The sequence below is a fragment of the Bdellovibrio sp. ZFWA1 genome, assembly GCF_056175665.1.
Genome location: NZ_JBJKJH010000002.1, coordinates 460117 through 485574 on the forward strand (window position 1 = coordinate 460117; position 25458 = coordinate 485574).

The 25458-nt window shown below is 43.8% G+C and carries 23 protein-coding genes and 1 tRNA gene; 18 read left to right on the forward strand and 6 right to left on the reverse strand.

Features of this window, described 5'->3' with window-relative positions:
* The first annotated feature begins 44 nt into the window (after positions 1-44).
* The 8 genes from AC04MN_RS11670 to AC04MN_RS11705 all read left to right on the forward strand — a co-directional run bounded on the left by AC04MN_RS11670 (position 45) and on the right by AC04MN_RS11705 (position 9642).
* Positions 45-986 carry a bifunctional riboflavin kinase/FAD synthetase gene (locus tag AC04MN_RS11670; RefSeq protein ID WP_475383378.1) on the forward strand — a complete coding sequence of 314 codons (942 nt, stop codon included), beginning with the start codon at positions 45-47 and terminating at the stop codon, positions 984-986.
* Positions 979-1788: a Rossmann-fold NAD(P)-binding domain-containing protein gene (locus AC04MN_RS11675; RefSeq protein WP_475383379.1), complete on the forward strand. Its 810-nt coding sequence runs from the start codon at positions 979-981 to the stop codon at positions 1786-1788. Before AC04MN_RS11670 ends, AC04MN_RS11675 begins: the two co-directional genes overlap by 8 nt.
* 67 nt (positions 1789-1855) lie before the next feature.
* Positions 1856-3559, forward strand: coding sequence for a type IV-A pilus assembly ATPase PilB (gene pilB, locus AC04MN_RS11680; RefSeq protein WP_475383380.1), 1704 nt, complete (start codon positions 1856-1858; stop codon positions 3557-3559).
* Positions 3559-4599, forward strand: a complete 1041-nt coding sequence (locus AC04MN_RS11685) for a twitching motility protein PilT (RefSeq protein WP_475383381.1) — start codon at positions 3559-3561, stop codon at positions 4597-4599. The genes pilB and AC04MN_RS11685 overlap by 1 nt, the downstream gene beginning before the upstream one ends.
* A complete protein-coding gene (locus AC04MN_RS11690; RefSeq protein ID WP_475383382.1) occupies positions 4599-5810 on the forward strand; it encodes a type II secretion system F family protein in 1212 nt (403 codons plus the stop codon). Before AC04MN_RS11685 ends, AC04MN_RS11690 begins: the two co-directional genes overlap by 1 nt.
* Positions 5807-7405 (forward strand): two-component system sensor histidine kinase NtrB, encoded by a 1599-nt coding sequence (locus tag AC04MN_RS11695; protein WP_475383383.1) that lies wholly within the window; start codon positions 5807-5809, stop codon positions 7403-7405. The genes AC04MN_RS11690 and AC04MN_RS11695 overlap by 4 nt, the downstream gene beginning before the upstream one ends.
* A 22-nt stretch (positions 7406-7427) precedes the next feature.
* Positions 7428-8831, forward strand: coding sequence for a sigma-54-dependent transcriptional regulator (locus AC04MN_RS11700; RefSeq protein ID WP_475383384.1), 1404 nt, complete (start codon positions 7428-7430; stop codon positions 8829-8831).
* Positions 8832-8892: 61 nt separating this feature from the next.
* Positions 8893-9642: a cyclic nucleotide-binding domain-containing protein gene (locus AC04MN_RS11705; RefSeq protein ID WP_475383385.1), complete on the forward strand. Its 750-nt coding sequence runs from the start codon at positions 8893-8895 to the stop codon at positions 9640-9642.
* Between the two features lie 14 nt (positions 9643-9656).
* On the opposite strand, the gene AC04MN_RS11710 is transcribed toward AC04MN_RS11705, so the two are convergent.
* Both AC04MN_RS11710 and AC04MN_RS11715 read right to left on the reverse strand, forming a co-directional pair.
* Positions 9657-11720 (reverse strand): M1 family metallopeptidase, encoded by a 2064-nt coding sequence (locus tag AC04MN_RS11710; RefSeq protein ID WP_475383386.1) that lies wholly within the window; start codon positions 11718-11720, stop codon positions 9657-9659.
* Positions 11721-11752: 32 nt separating this feature from the next.
* Positions 11753-12472 (reverse strand): pseudouridine synthase, encoded by a 720-nt coding sequence (locus AC04MN_RS11715; RefSeq protein ID WP_475383387.1) that lies wholly within the window; start codon positions 12470-12472, stop codon positions 11753-11755.
* A 219-nt stretch (positions 12473-12691) separates the two neighbouring features.
* Here AC04MN_RS11715 and AC04MN_RS11720 point away from each other — a divergent pair, with 219 nt between their 5' ends.
* The 3 genes from AC04MN_RS11720 to AC04MN_RS11730 all read left to right on the forward strand — a co-directional run bounded on the left by AC04MN_RS11720 (position 12692) and on the right by AC04MN_RS11730 (position 14505).
* The gene (locus AC04MN_RS11720; RefSeq protein ID WP_475383388.1) at positions 12692-13180 is read left to right on the forward strand and encodes a macro domain-containing protein; all 489 of its coding nucleotides are present in this window, start codon (positions 12692-12694) and stop codon (positions 13178-13180) included.
* A 165-nt stretch (positions 13181-13345) separates the two neighbouring features.
* Positions 13346-13780: an Hsp20/alpha crystallin family protein gene (locus AC04MN_RS11725; protein ID WP_475383389.1), complete on the forward strand. Its 435-nt coding sequence runs from the start codon at positions 13346-13348 to the stop codon at positions 13778-13780.
* A gap of 110 nt (positions 13781-13890) precedes the next feature.
* Complete coding sequence (locus tag AC04MN_RS11730) at positions 13891-14505, forward strand: substrate-binding periplasmic protein (RefSeq protein WP_475383390.1); 615 nt, start codon at positions 13891-13893, stop codon at positions 14503-14505.
* Positions 14506-14533: 28 nt separating this feature from the next.
* On the opposite strand, the gene istB is transcribed toward AC04MN_RS11730, so the two are convergent.
* Positions 14534-15307 (reverse strand): IS21-like element helper ATPase IstB, encoded by a 774-nt coding sequence (istB, locus tag AC04MN_RS11735; protein WP_475382415.1) that lies wholly within the window; start codon positions 15305-15307, stop codon positions 14534-14536.
* Between the two features lie 15 nt (positions 15308-15322).
* A complete protein-coding gene (istA, locus tag AC04MN_RS11740; RefSeq protein WP_475382416.1) occupies positions 15323-16783 on the reverse strand; it encodes an IS21 family transposase in 1461 nt (486 codons plus the stop codon).
* A gap of 207 nt (positions 16784-16990) precedes the next feature.
* Here istA and AC04MN_RS11745 point away from each other — a divergent pair, with 207 nt between their 5' ends.
* Positions 16991-17176 (forward strand): hypothetical protein, encoded by a 186-nt coding sequence (locus AC04MN_RS11745; RefSeq protein ID WP_475383391.1) that lies wholly within the window; start codon positions 16991-16993, stop codon positions 17174-17176.
* A 6-nt stretch (positions 17177-17182) separates the two neighbouring features.
* Here the strand turns inward: AC04MN_RS11745 and AC04MN_RS11750 are convergent, their stop codons facing one another.
* Together AC04MN_RS11750 and AC04MN_RS11755 are read right to left on the reverse strand one after the other, a co-directional pair.
* The gene (locus AC04MN_RS11750; RefSeq protein ID WP_475383392.1) at positions 17183-17524 is read right to left on the reverse strand and encodes a rhodanese-like domain-containing protein; all 342 of its coding nucleotides are present in this window, start codon (positions 17522-17524) and stop codon (positions 17183-17185) included.
* A gap of 170 nt (positions 17525-17694) precedes the next feature.
* A tRNA-Leu gene (locus AC04MN_RS11755) sits at positions 17695-17781 on the reverse strand.
* Between the two features lie 247 nt (positions 17782-18028).
* On the opposite strand from AC04MN_RS11755, the gene AC04MN_RS11760 reads away from it, so the two are divergent.
* The 6 genes from AC04MN_RS11760 to infB all read left to right on the forward strand — a co-directional run bounded on the left by AC04MN_RS11760 (position 18029) and on the right by infB (position 25441).
* Positions 18029-19219, forward strand: a complete 1191-nt coding sequence (locus tag AC04MN_RS11760; protein ID WP_475383393.1) for a porin family protein — start codon at positions 18029-18031, stop codon at positions 19217-19219.
* A 116-nt stretch (positions 19220-19335) separates the two neighbouring features.
* Positions 19336-19977: a hypothetical protein gene (locus AC04MN_RS11765; protein WP_475383395.1), complete on the forward strand. Its 642-nt coding sequence runs from the start codon at positions 19336-19338 to the stop codon at positions 19975-19977.
* A complete protein-coding gene (locus AC04MN_RS11770; protein WP_475383396.1) occupies positions 19974-20435 on the forward strand; it encodes a GNAT family N-acetyltransferase in 462 nt (153 codons plus the stop codon). Before AC04MN_RS11765 ends, AC04MN_RS11770 begins: the two co-directional genes overlap by 4 nt.
* A 99-nt stretch (positions 20436-20534) precedes the next feature.
* On the forward strand, positions 20535-21041 hold the full coding sequence (locus AC04MN_RS11775) for a ribosome maturation factor RimP (RefSeq protein ID WP_475383397.1): 507 nt from the start codon (positions 20535-20537) through the stop codon (positions 21039-21041).
* Positions 21042-21051: 10 nt separating this feature from the next.
* Complete coding sequence (nusA, locus tag AC04MN_RS11780) at positions 21052-22446, forward strand: transcription termination factor NusA (protein WP_475383398.1); 1395 nt, start codon at positions 21052-21054, stop codon at positions 22444-22446.
* 52 nt (positions 22447-22498) lie between these two features.
* Complete coding sequence (gene infB / locus AC04MN_RS11785) at positions 22499-25441, forward strand: translation initiation factor IF-2 (protein WP_475383399.1); 2943 nt, start codon at positions 22499-22501, stop codon at positions 25439-25441.
* Positions 25442-25458 lie beyond the last annotated feature (17 nt).

The following is a 25458-nucleotide window of genomic DNA, read 5'->3' on the forward strand; positions in this document are numbered from 1 at the left end:
TAAAAGCACTTTCTGGCTTGCGCAAAAGAGGGTATATTTAAACCATGCAGGTTTTTCATGGCGTACAACAAATAGGGCAGCCTTTAGCGGGATCGGTCGTGACAATCGGTAACTTTGACGGGGTTCATCTAGGACACCAAGAGTTGCTAAAAACTGTCAGTCGGGAAGCGCAGGCCGAAGGGGTTGATCCCATCGTATATACATTTCATCCTCATCCCGTGAAAATTCTTTATCCTGAGAGGCAGACCCAGCGTCTTTTTGACCTTCGGGATCAACAAGAGCAGTTTGCACGTTTTGGAATTAAGGCCGTTGTCGTAGAACCATTTTCGGCAGATTTTGCTAAAACTTCCGCGAAAGATTTTGTTGAAAATTATTTAGTGCGCTGTTTACGGCCAAAAACTTTGGTGGTTGGGCACGACTTTTCTTTTGGATCGCAGCGCGAAGGTAATTTGCGGTTTTTGGAAGAGCAATGTCGGCAACGAGGAATTAAGCTGATTATTATCCCTCCGATGAAATTGGAAGGGGTTGTTGTTTCTTCATCTTTAATTCGTGAAGCATTAAAAAATGGAGACATTGCGTCTGCTAAAAAATATTTGGCGCGTGATTATTATGTGCGTGGGCATGTCGAGCAAGGCTATCAAAGAGGACGGACAATTGGGGTGCCGACCGCCAATATTTCGCCAGACGTCGAGTTCATCCCGCGTAAAGGTGTTTACTGCACTTTTACAAAGGTACAGGGACATTTTTATCCGTCTATTACAAATATCGGTATCAATCCTACTTTTGCTCAGTCGGAAAGTGGTAGTCCCGTTAAAATCGAAAGCCATCTTTTTGATTTCAATGCTGTCTTATACGGTCTTGAAGTTGAAGTTGTGTTGAAATCCTTTATTCGGGATGAGAAGAAATTTTCTGATATCTCGGAGTTAAAACATCAAATCCAACTCGATATTTCAGAAGCAAAAGATTGGTTCAAAAACAATGGCTAAAATACTTTATTTAGGTAGCGAAATGTCAACTTTTGCTAAAGTCGTGCAGTTCCTGGCGCAAGATGCGGGATTGAAGCTAACTGTCGAAACAGCCCAAGAATTTTTGGCAGATCCCGAAGCTGCTCTTTATCTATTGCCAGTTCGCGATAGCTGGGGCGTGGTTCAGCAGTTTCCAGTGCATGCCCAGTTTTCGCGCCAATTGATGGCAGCGGATGTGATTCACTTTCAGCAAGGAAAGTGGATTCCACGATTGGTGATTTTAGATGTTTTTCGCCGCCTGGTTGTCGAGAATGCGGGTGATCTGGATATTCGCCAATCTGCCTATGTTATCGGACGCGGAGAATGTGCTAGGGTTGCTGCCGGATTTGCAGCGCAAAATGGATATCGAAATATTTTTATTGTCGACGAGATGGTTGGTTCGAATCGTGAGAATATTCAGCATCTTTCGCGACTTTTTTTAGGCGTGCGATTTTCCGAGCTTTTAAATAGCCAGCTTGTCTTAAATGCCGAGCCCGGCTCTTTGATTATCAACGCTGATGATCTTATTGATCAGAAATTGTTACTGCAGGATATCTCGTACTTTAACTTTATGACTTTAAATGGATTTGTTTTGGATGCCGAAGTTGGAACTTCCGAAAATCTTTTATATTACGAGGCAAAGAAAGCTAATCTAAAAGCATCTTCAGGATACGAAATGCTGTATTGGTATATGTGTGAGTTGACCCATTTGTTAGGTATCTCCTGGACTCTGTCTAAGGAAGAAGGTGTTGAAAAGATAAAGACCTTCATCCAGTCTTCATAAATCTCAACCCTCGTCTAGTTACAATTTTCGGCACTCTTCGTTAGACTTAAAGTCGGGAGTGTCATCTATGTCCGCCAAACTCGCAGATATTTTTGTTAAGCAAGGTTTGCTTCGTCCAGAACAATTGGCTCAGGCTATTGAAGAACAGAAAAAAACGGGTGAAAAGCTAACGGCGACGGTTATAAAACTTGGCTTTGTAAAAGAAAATATCGTGCTGCGAGCTTTAGAAAAAGCTTATGGAGTTCAAGGGGTTGACCTTAATACCTTTGAAATCGAGGCCTCGGTCATTGCTACGATTCCTCGAGAAACCTGCGACAAGTTTCAACTTATTCCACTACAAAAAGCCATGAATACTTTGGTCGTGGCCTTCGCTGATCCTTCGAACATCATGATTCGCGAGGATCTAAAGTTCATCACTAAGATTAGAAATATTCAGCCAGTGGTTGCGACTGAAACTGCGATAGCTGCTGCGATCGATAAATATCATGGTGGCTCGATCAATATGAAAAGCATTGCTGCGGCAGCGGCGAGCCAAGAAGATGAAGACTTCCTGGATGCTGCAGTCAGTACCGCTGAAGTTATTGATGACAGTTCATCACAAGAAGCGCCTGTCGTTAAATTGGTAAATCAGATTTTGAATGATGCTATTCGCAAAAAAGTTTCTGATATTCATTTTGAACCTTACGAAAAAAAATACCGTGTTCGATTTCGTATCGACGGTAATTTAGTAGAGGCCGCAAACCCCCCAGTGGCGATGGGGCCGGCCCTTTCTTCACGTATTAAGATCATGTCTAAGTTAGATATTGCTGAAAAACGCCGCCCTCAAGATGGTCGTTTGAAAGTTAGAACGGTCAAAGGTAAAGAAATGGATTTCCGGGTCAGTGTTTTGCCGACTTTGTGGGGCGAGAAAGTCGTTCTGCGTTTGTTGGATAAAAGTAATCTGCAGCTGGATATGACTAAGCTTGGCTTTGAAGAAGACGATTTAAAACTTTTCAAATCGTGTATTAATTTACCCCAAGGAATGATCTTGATCACGGGTCCTACAGGGTCGGGTAAAACGACGACCATTTATTCGGCTCTAGCAGAGCTAAATACCCCCGATATAAATATTTCGACAGCAGAAGATCCGGTGGAATTTAACTTAGAAGGAATTAATCAGGTTCAAATGAACCCTGATATTGATCTTAATTTTTCGTCAGCCTTGAAGTCCTTTCTGCGTCAGGATCCCGATGTGGTCATGGTGGGGGAGATTCGAGACTATGAAACGGCCGAGATTGCTTTTAAAGCGGCCTCGACGGGGCATTTGGTCGTTAGTACGCTTCACACGAATGATGCTCCCGCGACAGTCATTCGGTTAACCGAAATGGGTGTACAGCCTTACATCATTACCTCTACGGTCAATCTAATCGTTGCGCAGCGATTAGTTGGAAAAATTTGCGAGTCTTGTAAGGCCCCGATTGAAGTTCCTGCTCAGACAATTTTGAATTTAGGGGTTCCTCAGGCCGAAGTCGGTGAGTATCAAATATTTAAAGGGCGTGGCTGCGCAAACTGCAATGGAACAGGTATTAAGGGTCGAGCCGCTATTTATGAGCTTCTTTATATGAATGAAAAAATCAAAGAAGCCATTCTTAAAGGTGCGACAACGGGGCAACTTCGTTATCTTGCTCGAGAGCAGGGGATGAGAACCTTGCGACGAAGTGCTTTATTGAAACTTAAGCGTGGAATCACAACTATTGAAGAAGTCGTGAATGCTTCAGTGAAGGATGTTTAATGAGCGTTACTGAATTGATTCTGCAGGCCAAAGCTAAAAAAGCCAGTGAATTGCTTTTTCTGTTGGGAAGTGAGCCACGGGCTCGAGTTCAGGGTGAATGGATTCAACTTAAGAATTCCCCGGTTGTGATGAGCGACTGGAATATTCTGATGCAGACATTATTAAATAATCATCAGAAATCCGTACTTGAAAAAGAAGGTTCTGTGAACGGAGAAGGGCAGTTCGGTGGGGCCCGAGTTGGTTTCTCTTTTTTACAGCAAGACAGCATTTTTAGACTGCTTTTGAATTTTGGCGAAAGCGAAGTTCAGAACGAGTTGTTGCCAGCGTCCCCATTTGTTGAGGCGCTTTCGAACTTACAGGGATTTTATTTGATGAGTGGTGGCCGAGATTCAAAGTTGACTCAGACTTTGCAGGCGCTGCTTTATAAATTGAATCAAGAAAAATCTTTCGTGTCCTTGGTCGTTTCCTCTACGCCATTTGCGCAGATCAAAGAAGAGAAAGCCAGTTTTATATACGCTTCTGCGCTATCAACCTCTTGGAAAAACCCTGAACTTCTAAAAGGGGTGGATTTAGTAATTCTGGATGGAGTTCACAGTGACGAGAACTTAGCCTGGGCCGTAAACCTGGCTGAAAATGGATTGGCTGTGATTTATACGATGTCTTCGTTCTCTTGTTTGGCGGCATTGAAACGCTGTTACTCGGGCATTTCCCAAGCGTTTGGAAAACACGGCACCGCCAGATTTGCAGAAGTGATTAGTATGGTTTATGGTCAGGTGGCTTTGAAGGGATTAACTACAGAAACCGTGTTGGCCTCGGAGTTTTTGACAATCAAGCCACATATTCGGCAGTACATTGAAAATGAAGATATGAAATCTTTAGAAGCCTTATTCAAGGGCTCTGCAGAATCTGTTGGTGTTCAATCCTTGAATCAAAGTCTTTTACAGCACTTGGTTCGTCGACGTATTGATTTGAAGTCTGCCTTTGTTGTGTCTAAGGATCCGGAAAATTTAGATCTATTGCTTAAAAAGGTAGGCGTATAATGCCAAAGTACGTATACCAGGCTAAGAATCTTAAGGGACAAGTTTCAAACGGCGAGATCGAAGCGGCAACGCCTCAAGAGGCGATGATTCGTTTGCGTGCTCAGCAGTTGATTCCAACTCGTCTTCAGGTAGCCCGGGCAGCAAAGGGGGGCTCGAGCGGTTTCTTTGCACCCAAGGTAAACGCCAAAGATCTGCAGATTTTCACAAGGCAATTTGCTACTCTGATCAATGCTGGTATTCCGGTTGTCGATTCGCTAAAAATTCTATCAGAAGGGTTGCGCCCTGGGCTCTTGCGTGAGGCTTCTGCAAAGGTGAAGGTTTCTATCGAGACTGGTAAAAGATTAGGCGAGTCGATGGCCGCAAGCCCCAATGTCTTTGATAAGCTCTATGTGAATATGATCGAGGCAGGTGAAGAAGCGGGTATTCTGGATGGTATATTGGGACGTCTAGCTTCTTATTTAGAAAAATCGGAAAAAATTAAGAGTCAGGTGAAGGGGGCTTTGGTTTATCCCGTAGTTATCATCATCGTAGCGATGATTGTCATCGCAGGTATATTAGTTTTTATTATTCCAAAGTTTCAAGAGTTCTATGCTGGTTCTGGCAAAGAACCGCCGATGTTAACACAAATGGTTGTGAATCTTAGTCATTCACTAGTTAATTCTTGGTATATTTATATTGGAATTGCTGTTGCCGTACCCGTGTTATTTAAGCAATGGATGGCGACTCCGGCCGGAGGCCAAACCATGGATCGTGTGCTTTTAAAGGCACCGGTGATTGGGGAAGTTGTCCAAAAATCTGCGATTGCCCGTTTAACACGGACTCTGTCTACGCTGCTATCCTCTGGGGTTGGCTTGATTGAAGCAATTGATATTGCAGCAAAGACGTCAGGTAATATTGTGATCGAACAGGCCCTGGTTCGTTGTAAGGACTCTGTGATCGCTGGTCGTCCTTTCACTCAGCCTCTATCAAAAGAAAAAGCCTTCCCAGATATGGTTGTTCAGATGATCGCCATCGGCGAGCAGTCGGGGACAATGGATGTGATGCTAGGTAAAATTGCTGATTTTTATGAAGATGAAGTCGAGACGGCAGTTAAAGCAATGACTTCGTTGGTTGAGCCTCTTTTGATGGTTTTCTTGGGGGGGATTATTGCCGTTCTAGTTATTGCAATGTACTTACCGATCTTCAATATGGGAGACGTCATCGGATCATGAGTCAACGTTCGTCGGCCCTTGCATTTTCTCAGGTTCTATCGATCGTACAACTGGTGCGAGCGGCTGTGCTCACTTTAATTTTGTCAGTCAGTCTTGGTTCGTATCTTTTACAACCAAGCTTTATAAATTGGTCTTTGCTGGGACCATTTTATTTAGTACTGATTTTGGCCTATTTATTTCAAGTCGGCTGGCTGATATATCTGCGTGATGAAAGCAAGCAGGTTGAACCCGGTGGACTTTTCCTTTTTGGTTTTGTTGCAGATTCGTTATTGCTATCCGCATTAATTCACTATTCCGGAGTGAATCAGTCTTTATTTTTATTTTTGCATCTTTTGAATATCTTGTTAGCAGGAATTGTATCCAGAACAAAAGGCGCGATTTTAGTGGCCCTCGTAACAAGTGTTTCCTTTTCACTTGCGACTTTGTTTGGGCCAGAGTTAAAGCCTCTTCAGAATCTTTTTATGCTGGCACTTAACAATATCGCTTTCTTTTCGGTTGCCGGTTTATCTGGATATTTAGCTGAGCAGTTGAATACCGTGAAGTCAGAGCTCAAGAAAACGGATTTAAGTCTGCAGTCCGTTGAAGAGTTCAATCGCATCTTACTTGAAAATATGCCTGCAGGGCTTGTGACTTTTGATGCTGACGGACATATTATCAACTCCAATCCAAGTGCCAAAAATCTATTTGGAATCTCTGAAAAAAACTTTTTTCACTTGTTGCCAGATTTGAACCGCGAGAAGGTCGAGGGATTTCAAGGGGACGTGAGATTTGCAGGCAATGAAAGTGATGGTAGCGAAGCAAAAATTTTGGGTTTGAATATTAAGAGGTTCGAGTCAGCAGAACTGAATCAAAGCTTGTATATTGCCTTGGTTCAAGATTTTACAGAGATGCGCCGACTAGAGTTTAGTTCTCGTCAGAATGAAAAATTAGCCGCCATCGGTGGTTTGGCGGCGGGTATTGCCCATGAAATTCGCAATCCGTTGGCGGGGATCTCTGGAAGTATTGAGTTATTAAGCCAGACCACAACCAATGATGACGATAAAAAACTAATGAAGATTATTCTACGTGAAATTGATAGATTGAATAATCTGATAACCGAGTTCCTAGAGTATTCACGTCCCGAGCAGGCACCGACTCAAACTGTCGACCTGAGTGCATTAGTCAACGAAGTGATGGATTTAATGGCTACAAACAAGCAGGTTAGGGCCGATGTCCAAGTTCAAAAAGACATTATCGAATCTGCTTTGATTCTTGGTCACAAAGATAAACTTAAGCAGGCGTTTTTAAATATTATTATTAATGCATATCAGGCGATGCAGGATGTTGGTCTTGCAAGTCTTAAGCTGCGAGTCGAAAAGAATTCGGAGTTTGTCACGGTAAGAATTAAAGACAGTGGTTGCGGAATGAGTGAGCAGACTCGAAAAAGAATGTTCGAACCCTTTCATACCACAAAGTCAAAAGGAACGGGGTTGGGTTTAGCTGTGACACATAAAATTTTGGAAGGCCATCGTGCCCAGATTTTCGTCGAGAGTGAGAAAGGTATAGGCACCGAGTTTGTCTTGCATTTTCCCTTGGCCCAGATTGAAATAAAATAGAGTGGATTATAAGGAGCATTGAATGAAGTCGCGTATTTTGGTCGTTGATGATGAAGAAAGTATCCGGGAGTTTCTTGAGATCATGCTTAAGAAAGAAGGGTACGAGATCACATTGGCCGAAGATGGTCAAAAGGCTATAGATCTACTGGCTAAGAAAAGTTTCGATATGATCATTTCGGACTTACAGATGCCGAATGTGACCGGAATCGAACTTTTAAAGCATGTCAAAGATTCGTACCCAGATATCGTCTTTATGATGATCACCGCTTTTGGAACAACAGAGACAGCTGTTGATGCTATGAAGATGGGGGCTTATGATTATTTGACTAAGCCGTTTAAGATCGATGAAGTGCGGATGAATATCGCTAATGCACTTCGCTCTAAGAATTTAGAAGTCGAAAACAAAGTTCTAAAGAAGGAACTTAATAAAGAGTATTCGTTTCAAAATGTCGTTGGCAATTCCGAAGCTATGCACCATATATTCGATATGGTGAAGCGAGTATCTATGACTCCAACAAACGTACTTATTACTGGAGAATCTGGAACGGGTAAGGAAGTTGTTGCAAAGTCTATCCACTATAATGGTCCTTTGAAGGATCGGCCGTTTATCACTGTGAACTGCGGAGCTATTCCAGAGAACTTGATGGAATCCGAAATGTTCGGACATAAGAAAGGCTCGTTTACAGGTGCTGTTGCGGACAAAGCGGGCCTTTTTGAGGTTGCTGATGGCGGTTCATTATTCTTGGATGAAGTGGGTGAATTGCCGATGACAATTCAGGTTAAGCTTCTTCGTGCTATTCAAGAACGCGTGATTCGTCGAGTCGGCGCAACAGATGATAGCAAGGTGGATGTGCGAATTATCGCAGCTACAAATCGTAATCTAGAAGAAATGGTGGCAAAAGGGACATTTAGACAAGACTTATACTATCGTTTGAATGTGATTAATATCAAAACGCCGCCACTGCGTGATCGCAAAGACGATATTCCTTTGTTAGCGGCTCACTTTTTGAAGAAATACAACGAGCGTCTTAATAAGAATATCGGTGGTATTTCGGCCGAGGCAATGGAGATACTTAAGAAGTACGACTATCCGGGTAACGTCCGGGAACTTGAAAATTTGATCGAAAGAACCGTGGCACTTGAAAGTGGAGCTACCATCTTGCCAGAGTCGTTGCCTCCAATTGTTAATACTTCATCAGGAAGAAAAATGGCATCCTCGCATGAAATTGAAATTGGTGATGATGGCGTTGATTTAGATAAAGTCATGGGACAAATCGAGAAAGAACTCTTGATCAAAGCGATTCATGCTGCTGGTGGTACAAAAAAGAAAGCTGCAAAGCTTTTGCATATTTCATTTAGATCGATGAGATATCGAATAGAGAAATATGGCCTCGGCTCTGCCGATGACGAGTTGGATGACGAATAGAATTTAAATCGTGGAAAACCCACCGTAAGGTGGGTTTTTGTTTGTTGTGAGGTCACATTTCATGAATGAAAGAAAGTCAGTTTTAATAATCTCCTCAAGCGAGAACAATACGAAGTATTTTACTTCGATGATTGAAAAGCACCTTTCCGCGGCTCAGGTTTATTCTTCAAAAGATGTTGCGGACGCTTTGTTTAAAATTGATAATGTGCCCCCACAGGTGGTCATTATTGATTCAGAACTTTCGAAGGGAGATATTTTAGAAGGTGCTGAAAAAGTCTTGGCTCAAAAGAATGCTAAAAATGTTGCTCTGGTTTTAGTGAGTTCTATTCCTGATAAAGAACATTTTGTCGATGAAGTTGTGCTAGGCAAGGTGCAGTTTTTGACCGAGCCAGAAAGCGAAAAGCATTTTATAGCCGCCTTTTATCGCGCTCTGAACTTTGCAAGCCGTTCGGATCAAAATACGACCTACAGCGTTCGCTACTTACCCGAAGGTGCACAGCTTTTTTCAGAAGGCGACGAAGCTGATTGTGCATTTGTGTTGCGTAAGGGCGAAATGAAAGCCGTCAAAAACTCTGAGGAAGGAACCGTGGCCATCGGGATTATAGCCGAGGGCGAGTTTGTAGGCGAAATGGCGCATATCACAGGGGGTAAAAGAACGGCCTCGGTGATTGCGGTCGCTGATTGCGAACTGATTGAGTTGCCGTACGCCACTTTAGATTCAGTTTTATTTTCGAAGCCAGCATGGGCAAAGGCGCTGGTTTTAACTTTAAGTAAAAGACTGAAACGAACTAGTCAGGCCTTAGTTGAATAGTTCGTTCATTTGACTTAGAGTTTTTTCTTAAGAGGCGAATTTGCAGGAGCTAAAGTCTTTTTAAGTACGTTCGGTTTTCCTTTAAATGCCAACAGACTGTACTTGCCGTAATGAGTGATTCTTTTTGCTAGCTCATCCACTGGGGGCAGTGCTGAAGGTACCCAGACAATATATTGGCCAGGGTTATTTTTATTCCTAAAGACTAAAGACAAACTGTGCTCGGAATAATCATAAGTTGAACCGTCTAACGAGATACTAGATTCAGAGATTTTCAGATTGCCGTCGTTAGCCTGAGACCGAACGAATTCTCGCATGGTTCTTGAGTTGCCTAAGAGTATAACAGCGCCCTCTGACGGTAAGATAAAAGAGTCTTCGATTTCAAGGTAATCAAATCTTGAACCAAAGACGACCTCCCAAGTGGCAGGCATTTTCAAGAGTTCTTGGCTATTGGCCGTGTGATACACTGTGGTCTTAGCCGCACCAAAAACAGATGAGAAAGTTGCCGGTCGTTCTTCAGGAACAAGCTTTCTAAATAAATCAAACTCAGGGTCCACTTCTATGCGAACCGGTTTAGAGTCTGTCACTAGAGTGAAGTTCTGAGCGGCATCTTTAAATTTCACTATTTGTTGAATGGTTTTGCCATTTTCCAACGTCCAGCGAATCGGAACGTCTAACTCATAAAGGTCATTGGCGTTTTGAGATAGTTCCCAACTTGTTGCCCAGGTACCATCGGCCCACAGAGTCGGAGTGACACTGCCTAATTTAAGTTCCGGAGCCCCTACCTTTTCAGTCCATTGAGCAAAGAAGGTTTCTAAATTTAATCCGGTAACTTCCTCGAAGGCGATTCGAATGTCTTCATAGGAGGCCGCTTGGTAGACATTTTTGAAGTAAAAATTCTTAAGGCCTTCTTGGAATTTCTGCTCGCCTACTTTTTTGCGCAGCATATGAAAGAACATCATGCCTTTGCCATATCCGATAGCCTGAGATGATTCGTTGTGGCGCCCTTTGAATTCGACCAGTGCAAAATCCGTTTCTTTTTTGACAAAGTCGGCATAGCCCATAAGTTGGTTCATGCGATATTCGCTATCAGCCGCGCGTGTTTCCTGCTGCCAGTGATCAGCTAAATATGTGGTTAGTCCCTCGGACCAGTTGCCGTTAAAGTAGTCAACATAGACCGAGTTTCCCCAGTAGTTATGTAGTAGCTCATGTGGCAGAGAAGAATAGAGAATGAATGGCAGTCTTAATACTGTGGGGCCTAAAAGGGTAAAGGCGGGCATGCCATAGCCAGTTTCCCAGTAATTTTCGATAATGGTGAAGTGAGTATAGGGGTATGGAGCAATTGTTTTAGCGTAGTGATCCATGTAGTCCGGAAGCAAAGATAGATAGTTTTGGGCTAAATCTTTGTCGTCTTTGCGTAAAAGAACACGAATCCACTTTCCATTAGGAAGTTCTCTGGAAAATTCAAAGTAGGGTCCAACGATAAGATAAAGATCTTGCTGAGGCGTATTCTCAGAATGGGTTGTTGTTGTTGTGCCATTTAAGATCTCTTGGGAAATAATTTGGCCTTGTGTTGCCATTTTCCAGTCACTTGGGTGGCGAACCGACATTTGGAACGTCTTTAAACCACCCATAATATCTGGATACCAATTTGAACTTCCCAACAACACAATGCCATCATTGGAAATAAAACCTTCAGAATCACCGTCGCTCGGGTCATCGAAAATCATGCCATTGTATTCAATCGTAATAGAGTTGTCCTGCGAGCCTAACTCTAGGCCCCATTCAGAATAGGCGTCTTTTTCAGTTCCGGCGTGTAGCAGAACAACTTTATCGCCACGACTGATATTGTTGATGTTTAGGTTTTTATTAAGTGTGAACGAAGTTTTTCTTGAAGCTGAAGCCGGAAAAGTAATAGTGACTTCGGCTTTGAGCATTTTAAGACTGGGCACGGTTTCGACTTGCAGTGAATATTTGAAGGATTCAACTTTATTTTGTGCATGAACATTCAAACCTAATAGTAGAAATAAAAGAACGCAGCTTACTAACAGCAGCTTGTTCAAGGCTTGCGACTTCCCCATGTAAAACCCCACATTAAAGATGTGGCGGGAATTTATACCTGTTTTTGAAAGGCGTCAAAGTCCGTGAATAGAAGCTGTATTTTTCTCCATTTTTCGGTTTCGGGGGCTTCGAAAATGAGGGGGGTTTCACTTATGGGGTGGGGGAAACGAAGGCTTTTGGCGCGAAGGCATAATCCAGCAATTCCCAGTTTTTCTCTGAAGAATCTATTGTGATGAGAGTCGCCATGACTGCCATCTCCAATTAAAGGGTGGCTAATGCGGTTAAAGTGTCTTCGAATTTGATGCCAACGTCCTGTGGCCAGGCGCACCTCAAGAAGCGAATAGCGAGATGTGCTAAATTTTTTACCAACAGCAAAGGGCAATTCTGTCTGTGCAATTTTTTTATAGTAAGTGAGGGCATTTTGCAAAACTCCCTCCCCATCCGCTTCCAAGGGAAGATCAATCTGGCCTTCGTTAAGGGCTAGCCAGCCTCGGGCGACGGCCCAATATTCTTTTTGAACGAGATCTGTTTGCCATATTTTTTGAAGATTAGAGGCCGCTTCAGAGCTGAATCCGTAAACTAAGACTCCCGAGGTTGCGACGTCCAGACGATGAATCGGATAGACCTTTTTTTTAAAATGATCACGAAGACGGTAAAGAAGTATTTCCGAGTAAGGAATAGGGTAGTCACTTTTTTCAGGTGGATGGACGTAGTATCCAGGCGGCTTATCGATAACGACGATATGTTCGTCAGAATATAAAATATTGTCCATGGAAAAGCTTTACCGTTAAATATCTTGCAGTTGAAGATAAATATTTTTTTTCAGAGACTTTTTGCCTCAAGTTGTAAATTTTAAAATTTTGATTGTAATTGAGGGCTTAACATCCCGGGTAATGATTTGAGACTTTTTGACTCGATTTAGAATATGATCACTATCATATTTTTGTTTAGATTGGCTGGTTAGGATCTACCTATAAACAAGGGGGATCTTATGATCTATGAAGTTGCAGGAGATATTTTGAAATCTAAGGCTCAGTTGATTGCTCATGGTGTTGCACCAAACGATCATTTTGATAGTGGATTGGCGTTAAGCCTCCGAGAAATGTGGCCAAGTATGTACAAAGATTTTAGACATTACTATCAGGCGAATCATCCAAAGGCCGGAGAGTTGTTTGCATGGGCTGGCGCAGATGGACGTCGCATTGTTAACTTGATGACTCAAGAGCCTGCAAAAGACCATAACTCACATCCAGGAAAGGCCTCTTTGGATCATGTGAATCACGCACTTAAAGAACTGCGTAAGATGGTAGAAAAAGAGCAAATTAAGTCAGTTGCCTTGCCCAAACTGGCTACTGGCGTTGGTGGGCTTCAGTGGAGTGATGTATACCCATTAATTGAAAAGCATCTAGGTGGTTTGGATGTAAAAGTGTTCGTGTACACTCAGTTTCAAAAGGACGTGGAAGCGCAAGAGCTTCATTAGTTTTTTTGACTGGACTGTCTTTTAACACGCCAAAAGATCTCACTAAGTTGTGAGATCTTTTTTTTTGTAGTCTGCTTGACGGTACTAAATATGGACCCATGTTTATATCGAGACGAAGTTCTCAAGCCGGTTTGTGACCTTCATAATTTAAATTAGGAGGTTCATATGTTATTTCCAGTTCTTTCAAAAACACGTCGTCCAGTTTCAATTTTTGACGTGATGTCTCAGTTTGATGAGGCTTTGCGGCCTATTAACTCTGAATTTGCAAGCGTTTGCAGACAAGAAGAGTTTCATCCTAGCGTAGATATTGAACAAAAGGATGGCGTGTGGTTCGTCACCGCTGACTTGCCTGGTATGCGAAAAGAGGATGTCAAGGTTGAGTACAGTGACGGTGTTTTAACCCTCAGCGGAGAGCGTAATAAAGAGTCTCGCGGAGAAGGTAAGTATTTAGAACGCGTCTATGGCCGATTCACAAGAAGCTTTAAGCTTCCGACGCCCGTAGATGTCGATAAGATTCAGGCAAAATATGAAAACGGCGTTCTGAGTTTAGAGCTTCCAATGGCAGAGGCTGCGAGGGCTAAAGCAATAGAGATTAAATAATCGAACAACAGTGGCAGGATCTTTCAGTTAACGAAAGGTCCTGTTTCTTAATTCGCTGTCATTTTTAAAACCCCGATTGGGAAAAATTTGGTGACCGGTTATAATGGGGTATGAAATTAGGCTTGTTGATTGTACTACTATGCTTTTTCTCTCTGCGGGGACTTGCAGCGAATACTGAAAAGATAAAAATCGAACTTTGCAATGACGAGGCGGGGTGGCCTCCGTTTGCGTTTGAAGATAGCACAACTAAACGGTCTTATGACGGTTTGAGTGCCGATATTTTAGAGCGAGTATTTCAGCGAACCAAATATGTCCCTCATATTAGTTTGATGCCTTGGTCTCGATGTTTAGGGGAGGCGCAGAAGGGGGAGGTTGATATCGTCTTGGATCTATATTTTTCTGCAGAGCGAGCTCTGTTTTTGTCCTACTCCGAACCCTATTACCAACTCAGTTCATCTTTGTATTTTTTAAAGAAAAATGCGGACAAGGTTTCGAAGATTCAATCGTTGGCGGGAATGAAGAAGTTTAAGGCCTGTGGGCGGCGAGAATTTGACTATTCTCATTTTAATTTAAAGAGCGAAGACTTTGTCGCTTTGGCGAACAGTTACGAGCAGCTATATAGTTTACTCGAGCGAGAGCGCTGCGAGTACTTTCCTGAAGAATCCGAGATCGTCGATGGATTGCTCGATTTCAATGAGTTGACCCCGGTGTTTTCAGGGAACTGACCCCCCCGGAGCGTAGCGACGCTGCTTTTTATTTCAGCAAATTTTCTTTTTCAATAGTTTTTCCCGCAGGAAGTTTTCTTTGCAATTTTTCCCGGAAGTTTGGGCCTTGCAAATGGATCTTCTGACTTGGGTTCAACAGGCGATCTACGATGGCTTCGGCAATTACTGGATCTTCAAAAAGTTTCAGCCAACCCTTAGGCTCAACCTGAGAGGTCACGATCACCGATCCCTTGCGATGACGGTCTTCTAAAATATCAACCAGAACAGTAGCTTCCTCGTGCGTATAGTTTCGAAGTCCAAAGTCATCAAAGACCAGAACCTTTGATTGAGTGAGCTTGCGAACATAGTTGAGATATTTGCCACTGGTTCTAGCTGCAAGAACTTCTTCAAACATAAAGTTCATAGGTAGAAACACCGCCGAGATATTTTCTTGGCACAGCTTGCGGCCAATTGCCATTGAAAGATGAGTTTTGCCTTGACCTGTTTTTCCTACGATCAAAAGATTTTCCAGTGCGTGGAAAAAGGAAAGTCCTGCCAACTCACGCAGCTTTGGTTTCGTTATGCCGCGATCTGCGGACATATCCCAGTCTTCTAAGTCAACCTGGCTGCGGAATTTTGCTCGCGCCAAGAGCGCTTGTGCGGATCTGTTCTTGCGATTGCAAACTTCGTCCTCGAGTATAAGGCGCAAAAATTCTAGATGCGATAATCCTTTGCCACTTGCCTCAAGGGCGCGTTGTTCAAAGGCTGCGTGTACACCGAATAGCCGCAGCTGATGTGCAACTTGCCTGACTTGTTCATTCATAAAATATTCCTTTCGTTAGTGTTGGTGATGTAAGTGAATTGTTTCGGCATCTCGTTTGGGAACTGTTGATAATCTTCGGTGGCCATTTTGTTGGTATTGTTCTGCGACGGACTTGATGTAGGCATATTGAGTTCTATTAAATTTCATTCCCATTTGGGCGGCATACTCCAGAGACTCTTTTGATACTTTCTTGCTTTGCTGAAGACGTAAAATTCCTTGAACTCTTCTAAGCAAGTGCAGAGGGCGATCGCCAGAGATAAGCTGTTCTACAAGTTTTGTAGTTTCCGGACCAACCTTAGCCGCCTCTGCCAATGCGTGCTTCACTTCAAATCTTGCGACCGCGAGCTTCTGTTCTGGGTAGTGACTTTCCACGGTTGAATAAAGATCATGTCCAGTCAGCTTCGCGTGTACTGCGATAGATTCAAGATTAGTGTTGAAAATCTCGATCATCTTATTTTTGAGGCGAACTTTCACGGAGTGACCAATGTATTCATGAGGAACGGAATAAAACCGTTTATTCACTTGCACATGGCAGTCAGCATGAACCTTTGCCTCCTTCCAATTTGAGACTTCAAAGGACTCCAAAGCACACGGAAGAAGGAGCGGCAATTCAGTTGCAAAGCGCTCTCTACGAGTGACGCCGTAGTCTTTCATTACTGTTGTATTCAAGTGATCACAGTATTTGCGAAACTCAGAATTAAGTTCTACCAAAGAGTAAAAAGTTTTATCTCTGAACTCTTGGAAAAACTGACGCTGAACAACGCCGTTTGCGGCTTCATTCTTAGCCTTGTCACGTGGGCTATAGGGCCTTGCTGGAATAACTGCGAACCCCCAGTGGTTTGAGAATTCAACGAAACCAGGGTTCACTTCTGGATCATAAATATGAGCCGTTTTGACTCCAGGTTTTAAATTATCAATTGTTACATACGGCGTGACGCCACCGAAGTAACGAAAACAATTTTCCATTGCGCGAATTAAATTGGGTTGTTTCTGGTCTTCGACGAACTCGCCAAATGTTAAGCTGCTAAAAGCCAGTACGCCGCAAAGAAGCTGTGTCTTAGTTTTCACGCCAGTCTTTCGATCTGTGATGTACAAGCCGTCGGTGAAATCGAAAAAAGTCTTCTCCGCAGGCTTGTGGTGAAGAACCATTGTGACTTTTTTGTTTTCTGGAAACTGCGAACGATAGTAACGCCAGAACTTCAAATAACTGACTTCGTTAGCATCAGTGTTTTCCCGATGAAGAATGTTGAATTGTACGCCTCGTCCCACTTGAAATCGGACGTTGTCCCAATTGATTTTCTGAGCCCACGCTGGAGACTCTGATGTCGCTAGTGACGACTCAGACTCTTCTAATATTTTTTTCACTGTGTTGCGTGCGATCTTCAATGTTCGCGCGATGGCCTTCTTGCCTTTGCCTTGCTTTTTTAGTTCTAGAACTTGATTGCGAATTTCCACACTGGTCCTCATTTTGGCCATGCCCACCCCCAGAGGAGGGCTGCCACAGGTAATATCCAATGTCGTTAACGCTCATGGTCTGATCCCTCAGATCAAATATAGAGGGGTCAATTCAGTGAAATTGAGGGGGTCAACTCCCTGAAATCAGGGGGGTCAGCTCGTTGAAAACGAGGGGGTCAACTCGCATGAAATCGGGCAGATGGATTGCGATTCGCAAAAAATGACCGTATGCCTATGGCGATGTTAGGCCATAAAAAGGCCCAATGGATTCAAGGGCCGAAAATCCATTGGGCTGTCAGTCGGAAGTCAAAGCATCACGATGCTTTGCTTAAGCTTATCAATTCTAAATTTGCCGAGATCAAGAAAGATCCAGGTTTTTTGGACAACCTTAAGAAAAAGTATTTCTTGAAATGATCTAGATTAATTTTTCTTTTTCATTTTAATTACGGTGCGAGCCTGTTCTAGGCTTCCAAGATTTTCGACTTCTTTAAAGCCCATTGTAGTCATTAGGCGAGCCGCTTGCCCAGAGCGATTGCCGCTGCGGCAGTATAAAGAGTATGATTTTGTCTTATCTAGGCGATTGATTTTATCTTTAAAATCTGGTGCGTAGAAGTCGATATGGAGGGCTCCTTCGATATGCCCCTCTTCGTACTCCCCTGAGGTTCGTACATCGATAACGATATTGTTTTCCGTACCTGCAAACCCCGTTGATGACTGCGCTAGCATTCCTGCGCCAAAAATGAACTGTTTTAGTAAATTCATAATACGCTCCTGGTTAAGATAGGATGATTCTAGTTCATTCAGTTCAATGCCATGATGACGATCGACATAGGAGATCATTAAATTGGTCTCGAAACGAGAAATAACGAGAGAACTCTTAATGAACCGATTGAAGGATTTTATTTTTACAGGGGAGAAATTGGAAAGAAAGTTGGTGGCCCCGGGGAGAATCGAACTCCCACACCCTTGCGGATACCAGATTTTGAGTCTGGCGCGTCTACCAGTTCCACCACAGGGCCATTTGGAGGTCTCAACTTATAGATAAGTATCTCTGAGTTCAAGTACTTTTTTCATGAATGTGCACCAGACTTGTCACTTTTTGAAGGGGGGTGAGAATCAGTGCCTAAACTTCAGACAGTCTAAACTCCACAGATTTCAACACTTTGCAGCAAAAGGACAAAAATCGGCCAAGTTGGCATCTTGCTTGCTTAAAGAGTTTTCGAAGTTTTTTAAATACCAACCGTTAATTATGTACGAGGAGTTTTTATGAAGAAGTATTTATATATCTTGGCGGCACTGACTATCAGTCCCCATTTTTCTTTGGCTCAAGGTGTAGGTGTCGATCTTGATGCGGAACTAGATCAAGTTGTTGCTCAACAAAAGCAAACGACAGTGGCAGCTCCGACGGCGGCATTGCCTGTGGCAACAGTGAATACTTCAGCTGGAAACATCGTACCGATGAACGGTCAGCCTGTATATATTGTTAATCAAGGCCCTGCTTACTCAGCTCCTCAGGCGGAAGTTCAAAAGCAGCCAACGACTTATATTGAAGACACTCCGTTAACGACTTCACGCTCTGAGCAGATCCGTAAGGCTCGTCAAGATGCGGAAGTTGAAACTGAACAAAAAATCGTCGAGAAATTAGAGATTTCTCGGATGGAGGACGAGAAGAAGCGGGCTCAAGTTTTGTTTGGTGATAAGTTCAACTCTCTTCAGAATCAGCAGCAGGTTCAAGAGCAAGCTGTTGCACAACCAGTCGTGGCTCAGCCAGTAGCGCAGCCTCAGCCAATTATCATTCAGCAAGCGGCACAACCGGTTGTTGAGGACAATACTCGTGATATCGTTCGCGAAGAAATCAAGGCGGCTTTGGATTCTGAAAAAGAGTTGCCAGTAGCTCCAGTTGAGACAAAGTATTTTAGTGGATTTATTGGTTCTGCAGAGTATCCAGATGTTTCAAATGTTCGCGGTAATATATCTTTAGGTGCAACTTTTGGTACGAAGTATGACGATGTTATGGCGATCGAAGGAACATTTACCTATGGTAACTATACAGTAGATCCAGATACTTATTATGCCGTGGATGTTAAGCAGTACTCTGGTGCTATTGCGGGTAAGTACTTGTTCTTTACTGGTATGTTCCGTCCAGTGCTTGGTGGTTTATTGCAGTACTCTTATCGTAACTTCACTTATGATAACAAAGGTTACAGCACGAACGTTTATAGCTACAGCAATACAAACCAAGAAGCGACTTCGCATGCTTTCGATGTCGGGGTTTTGACTGGCGCTGATCTAGAGTTTAACAGTCGTTTTTCTTTAGGATTTGATTTCCGATATATGTTCAATTTAGGAAGTCGCGTATCTTCGAACGTGAACAACTGGAATGGTGCAAATTCTGGAACTCCGATCGAAAAACTTCAGTACTACATGATGTCGGTCGTGGGTCGAGTGAATTTCTAGATAGATTAGACTCTTATAGATCTGTTTAATGGTTACAAATGGTTGGTGCCCCTCGCTTCCTCGGCGAGGGGTTTTTTCATTTTGAAAAGTTTGTTGGGCTATGATTAAATAGTCCTATGCTGAATAGCCGTCGCTTATTAATTTACCTTTTACTGTTCTTTACAATACTTCCTTTTGATTCTATGGCGGCTCAGATTGTGTTGAATCAAAGCTTAGGTGTGGTTGGTGATCGCATTGTGACCCAGCGAGCGGTCCAGGCATCGCGTGGTATTGATAGCCTATGGTCGGGAGTCAAGGCAATGCAGGCTGATTTGACTTCCCAGGACGTGACTGCGGTATTAGTTGAAAAGGTCGTAGCCTTAGAGGCCGCGGGTTTTGACTTCGGGGGCGTCCCAAAGGATCGTTTGCAGCGTGAGTTAGAGCGGGTTAAAACTCATTTTAATTCCAACTCTAAACTGAAGGCGTTGGGTTTTTCTGAAAAAGAACTCGAAACCCTAGTTTTGGAGAAGCTCACGTTTAAGGCCTTTATTGAGTTTAAAACGAACTCTTTGAAGAGTGTGATCTCGGATTCTGAAGCAAAGTTATATTTTGAAAAAAATCGTTATAAGTTTGGTAATGTTGAGTTCGAGTCTTATCGCGGGCAAGTTGTGTCTTTTCTTGAGCAGCAGCAGCTGCAAGAGCGTTTGCGGTCGTGGTTTGAAATTCTGAAGCGAAAGTATCGTGTGCGAAATCTGGTCGTAGAAGGGGACAAAAAGTGATAGGTCTGACTTTTCGGAGTCTTTCAAATTCAGATCATCGCCGTCTTTCAGAATTCGCCGCATGGATGCAGTCCCATGGTCAAATATCTGATGCCTTCTTTTGGCCCCCCGAGTTGTTGATCGCAGAGTTTTATAGTGGATCGGGTGTGGGGGCTTTTGATGAAGACCTTTTGGTGGGTTATGTCCTTTGGCGTGAACTTCCTGGGGTGCGCGAGATTTCAAGCCTTGCAACTTTGCCAGACTATCGGGGGCGAGGAGTCATGAGACATCTTTTGGAGATGACTTGTGATGGGGTGCGTAATGACGGGGAGGTTTGGTTGGAAGTTCATGAGTTGAATCTAAATGCCCAAAAACTCTATAAAAATTCGGGTTTCATTCAAACCGGAAAAAGGCCAAGATATTACAGAGATGGAGCTGCAGCCCTTCTGTATGCGTGGAAGGCCGCTGTTAGAGATTAGCTAAATATTTATAAGTCCTTGCCTTTCTGGATTTTAGTTGTTAAGGTGTTTTTGTTCAACGGGCCCAAAAAAGGCCCGTTTTTTATTGCGTTAGGGTTTATGGCTGAAGCTTGGTTACAAAAAGTAGAAGAAATCGCTGCGAAAGTGGCAGAAGCAGAAGGATGTGTTCTTTACGATATCGAATTTACGGGTATTGGTAAGGGCAGAACTCTTTGTGTTTATATAGACAAGACTGAAGGCATTGGTATTGATGAGTGTAGTCGCGTCTCTCAAGGCTTGGATGCTGCGATCGCAGACGACTTAATCCCAGGGGAAGCTTATAACTTAGAGGTCTCAAGTCCGGGGCTGGATCGCAAGCTTACAAAGGCTTGGCATTATTCCGCAGCCGTTGGAAAAAAAATCTCCTTAAAAACTTTAAAGCCACTTGAAGAAGCCGGCATTGAAGAAAAGCGCTGGAAAGCTGCGAAAACAGTGGAAGGCGTGATCTCGCAAGCAGACGAGCAGTCTGTTTATGTGAAGGTCAAAGAAGGCGATTTGAAAATTCCGATCGCGATGATTGAAAAAGCAAAGTTAGTATTTGAAATGACAAAAGGTCAGAAGAAATAGTGAGGTCAGTATGGCAGATAATATGTTTACCGATTTATCCAAAGTAATTGAACAGGTCGGCAAAGATAAAGGTATCGACAAACAAATCGTCGTCGATGCAATTGTTCAGGGTATGCTTGTGGCTGCTCGTAAAAAATACGGTACATATCGTGAAATTGAAGCTGCATACAATGATGATACTGGTGAAGTTGAATTGTTTGAGTTCAAAGAAGTTGTGGCTCGCGATAAGTTTATCGATGATGAAGTTGAAATCCCTTATGATGATGCAATTAAATTAGATCCAGATGTTTCTTTGGGTGACTCTGTCGGTATCAAGCTTGAAGCTTCCGATCTAGGGCGGATTGCTGCGCAAACTGCAAAGCAAATCATCATGCAAAAAGTGCGAGATGCCGAACGCTCAATTATCTTTACAGAGTTCGAAGAGCGTCGTGGTGAGATTGCATCAGGATTGGCTCGTCGGGTTGAAAAGGGAGCTATCGTTGTCGATCTTGGTCGTACCGAAGCTTATATCCCACCTCGTGAACAAATTCCTGGTGAGTCCTATAAGCCTGGTGATCGTATCCAAGGTTTCTTAATGGAAGTCCGTCAGACAACGCGTGGTCCTCAGATCATCATGTCTCGCGCAAGCGAAGAATACTTGATGAAGTTGTTCGAGATGGAAGTTCCTGAAATTTATGATGGTGTTGTTGAAATCATGGCGGCAGCTCGTGATCCTGGTCAACGTGCTAAGATCGCAGTTCGCTCGAAAGATCAATCTGTTGATCCTGTAGGGGCTTGCGTAGGTATGAAGGGTTCTCGCGTACAAAACATCGTACAAGAACTTAAAGGCGAAAAAATCGATATCGTTCCTTGGGATGAGGATATCACTCGCTTCGCATGCAATGCTTTGGCTCCTGCGGAAATTTCAAGAGTGTTCCTTGATGAAAACAACAGAGAAATGGAAATCGTTGTTCCAGACAGCCAACTTTCATTGGCTATCGGAAAGCGTGGGGTCAACGTTCGCTTGGCTGCCAAATTGACTGGTTGGAAGCTTGATATCATGTCTGAATCTGCGGCGTCTTCACGTACAGCAGATGCGATCTTCAACTTGATGTTGTTGCCGGGAATGAACGAGACAATGGCTCAAAACATTTTCCAATCTGGTTTTGGTTCATTCCAAACTGTAGCCCAGGCGTCTGTTGAGGATATCATGGGAATCCCTGGCTATGATGATCCAGATAAAGCCGAAAAATTAATTGATGATGCAAAAGCGCTTGTTGCGAAATACAAAGCCGATGGCATTCCAGTTCCAACAGCTCCTTCAGCTGGAAAAGACAAACAAATGTCGGGTTCCGCGAAAGAGCAAGCAGATCAGCGTTTGAAGGCTGAGTTGCAAAAACTAGAGTCCGGAGAGGCTGACGAATAGTCGGTTTTCGTGGGCTTCTAGGTATAGTTTTAGAAATTTAAGAGGAGACTGAGTGAGTAACCCAAAAGTATTTGAATTTGCAAAAGAAGTAGGGATGACGCCCTTGGCTCTCATGGACAAAATCCGTGAGTGGCAGTTGCCTGTGAAAAGTCACATGGCTGAACTTGAACCTGCGGTTCTTGCGCAAATCAAGCTCAAGTTATCTGGTGGAGTTGAAGAAAAGCCAGTTGAAGAGGCGAAACCTAAAAAGGTCGCAGCGAAAAAACCTGTAGCTAAAAAGGTTGTCGCTGCTCCTGAGGAAAAAACCGTGGATTCGGAATCTCCGAAGGCTACAGTTGTTCGTCGCAAAAAAGCTTCTGATGAGCAGGTGAAAGCAAAAGTCATCTCAAGACCTGGTAGTGAAGGTGATGAAGAAGTAGCGGAAGTGGCTCCAAAAGCTGTTGTAAAAACAGTCGAGCGGGTTGTTGAAGCAGCAGCTCCGGTTGTTGAAAAAGTAGTTGTAAAAGCTGAAGCTCCGAAGGTTGAGGCGGCACCGGCTGCTCCGGCGGCTTCTCCGGTTAAAAAAGTAACTCCGGCTGCTTCTGTTCGCGAGGAAACTCCAGCAGTCGTAGCGTCGGCTCCTGCGGCTCCAGTGGCTCGCAAGAAAGAAGTTTCAGTGGGTACTTCAGGTGTATCGTCTTCTGCTACGGCGGCTCCTCGTAGAAACATCGTGGGAAGAATGGATTTGTCACGAGTGGCGCCTCCTCCACAGCAGGGTGGGTACCAAGCTCGCGGCGATCGTCCGCAAGGTGATCGTCCTCAGGGGGATCGTCCAGCGTTCCAGCCTCGTCAAGGCGGCTTCAATAGTCGACCTGCAGGTGGACCTGGTGCAGGGCCTGGACAGAGTGGACCTCGTCCGGGGGGATTTAATCGCCCAGCTGGGGGAGCTCCGAACCGCGGAATTCGTCCTGGCTTTGTGGCGGCGACACCGCCACCTATGCCTGATCCGATCGGTGGGCATGGCCGTGATTTTGATAAAAAGAAAACGAAATTTAATACGCCGGCGGGTGCTGGCCCTGGTGGGACACCAACAGCAAAAGAGCTTGAAGAAGTTCAGGACTTCAATGCGGTAGAGTTCCGTAAGCGTGAAATGGTTTTCCAGCCTAAAAAGAAAAAGGGTTTGCTTGAGCGTGAAGCAATGAAGACTCAAATCACTGAAAGAGCTGCGCACAAGCGCGTTCTTAAGGTGAATGGATCTATTAAGCTTTCTGACGCGGCTGTGGAGATGGGTGTGAAAGCGCCTCAATTGATTAAAGTACTTATGCAAAATGGTGTTATGGCCAACATGAATACCGTTTTGGATTTTGATACGATTGCTTTGATCGTTCCAGAATTTAACTGGGAAGCTCAAAACACATTTAAGACGGCAGAAGAAGTGGCCACCGAAGTTGCGTTTGGTGATTTGAATGCCGAACAAGTAGATCGTCCACCAGTTGTAACTGTTATGGGGCACGTCGATCACGGTAAGACTTCTTTGTTGGATGCTATTCGTAATGCGAACGTGGCAAGCGGTGAAGCGGGTGGTATCACTCAGCATATCGGTGCCTACGCGGTTCGTATGGAAGATGGAAGTTTTATTACTTTCTTAGATACTCCGGGCCACGAAGCCTTTACGGCGATGCGTGCTCGTGGTGCTAATGCGACGGATGTAGCGGTTATCGTTGTTGCTGCGGATGACGGAATGATGCCTCAAACTCAAGAGGCGATTTCTCACGCAAAAGCAGCAGGCGTACCTATTATCGTTGCTGTGAATAAAATTGATAAGCCAGGTGCAGATCCTCAAAAGATCAAGCAGCAGCTCACCGAGATGGAAATTGTTCCTGAAGAGTGGGGTGGAAGTACGATCTTCGTAGAAGTTTCAGCTTTGAAGCGCACTGGTATTAAAGAATTGTTAGAAAATATCCGCCTCGTTTCTGAAATGCAGGATTTGAAAGCAAATCCTCAGCGTTCAGCAACAGGTATTGTTATCGAAGCCAAGCTTGAAAAAGGCAAAGGCCCTGTAGCGACTCTTCTTGTGAAGGATGGTACAGTTAAGGTTGGTCAGTATATCGTCGCGGGAACTGTTAAAGGACGCGTGCGTTCTTTGATGAACGAGCGTGGCGAGAGAGTTCAAGAAGTCGGTCCTGGTTTCCCGGTTGAGGTTCTTGGTTTAGAATCAACTCCAGGAGCTGGTGATAAGTTTGACGTGGTTAAAGATGAAGGTGCGGCAGAGAAATTGTCTGAAACTCGTCTTGATCAAGTTAAGGCTGCGACAGCAACACCAGCCACGAAGATGTCTTTGGAAGATATCTTTAGTAAAGTAAAAGCGGGTGATGTTAAAGAACTTGCGATTATTTTAAAAGCAGATGTTCATGGATCTTTAGAGGCTATCAATGGAATGTTGACGAAGCTTTCTACAAGTGAAGTTAAAGCCAAAGTTATTCACTCTGCAGTGGGTGGTATTACTGAGTCTGACGTCTTATTGGCTCAAACTGCTAAAGCTATCATTATTGGCTTTAACGTTCGTCCAGATGGCGGGGCTTCTTCTAAAGCAAAACAAACTGGTGTCGATATTCGTTCGTACTCTATCGTGTATGAGCTTGTCGACGAAATGAAGAAGGCCATGGGTGGTCTATTAACGCCAGATGTAGTTGAAGAAGTCATGGGGCGCGTAGAAGTGCGTAATACCTTCTCTGTTCCAAAAGTGGGAACAATCGCAGGTTGCTTTGTTACGGAAGGTAAAGTTCAACGTAATAATATGTTGCGCCTAGTTCGTGATGGAAAGATCGTTTACGAAGGAAAGATTTCTTCTTTGAAGAGATTTAAAGACGATGCCAAAGAAGTGGCAACAGGCTACGAATGCGGTATCGGTATTGAGAACTTCAACGATGTTAAGGCAGGCGATGTGATTGAAGCTTTTGTTAAAAAAGAAATTCAACGGGGCCTTGATGGAAAGCCAGTAGAGGCCGGACAGTAGTTCGGCTTTGAATCTGG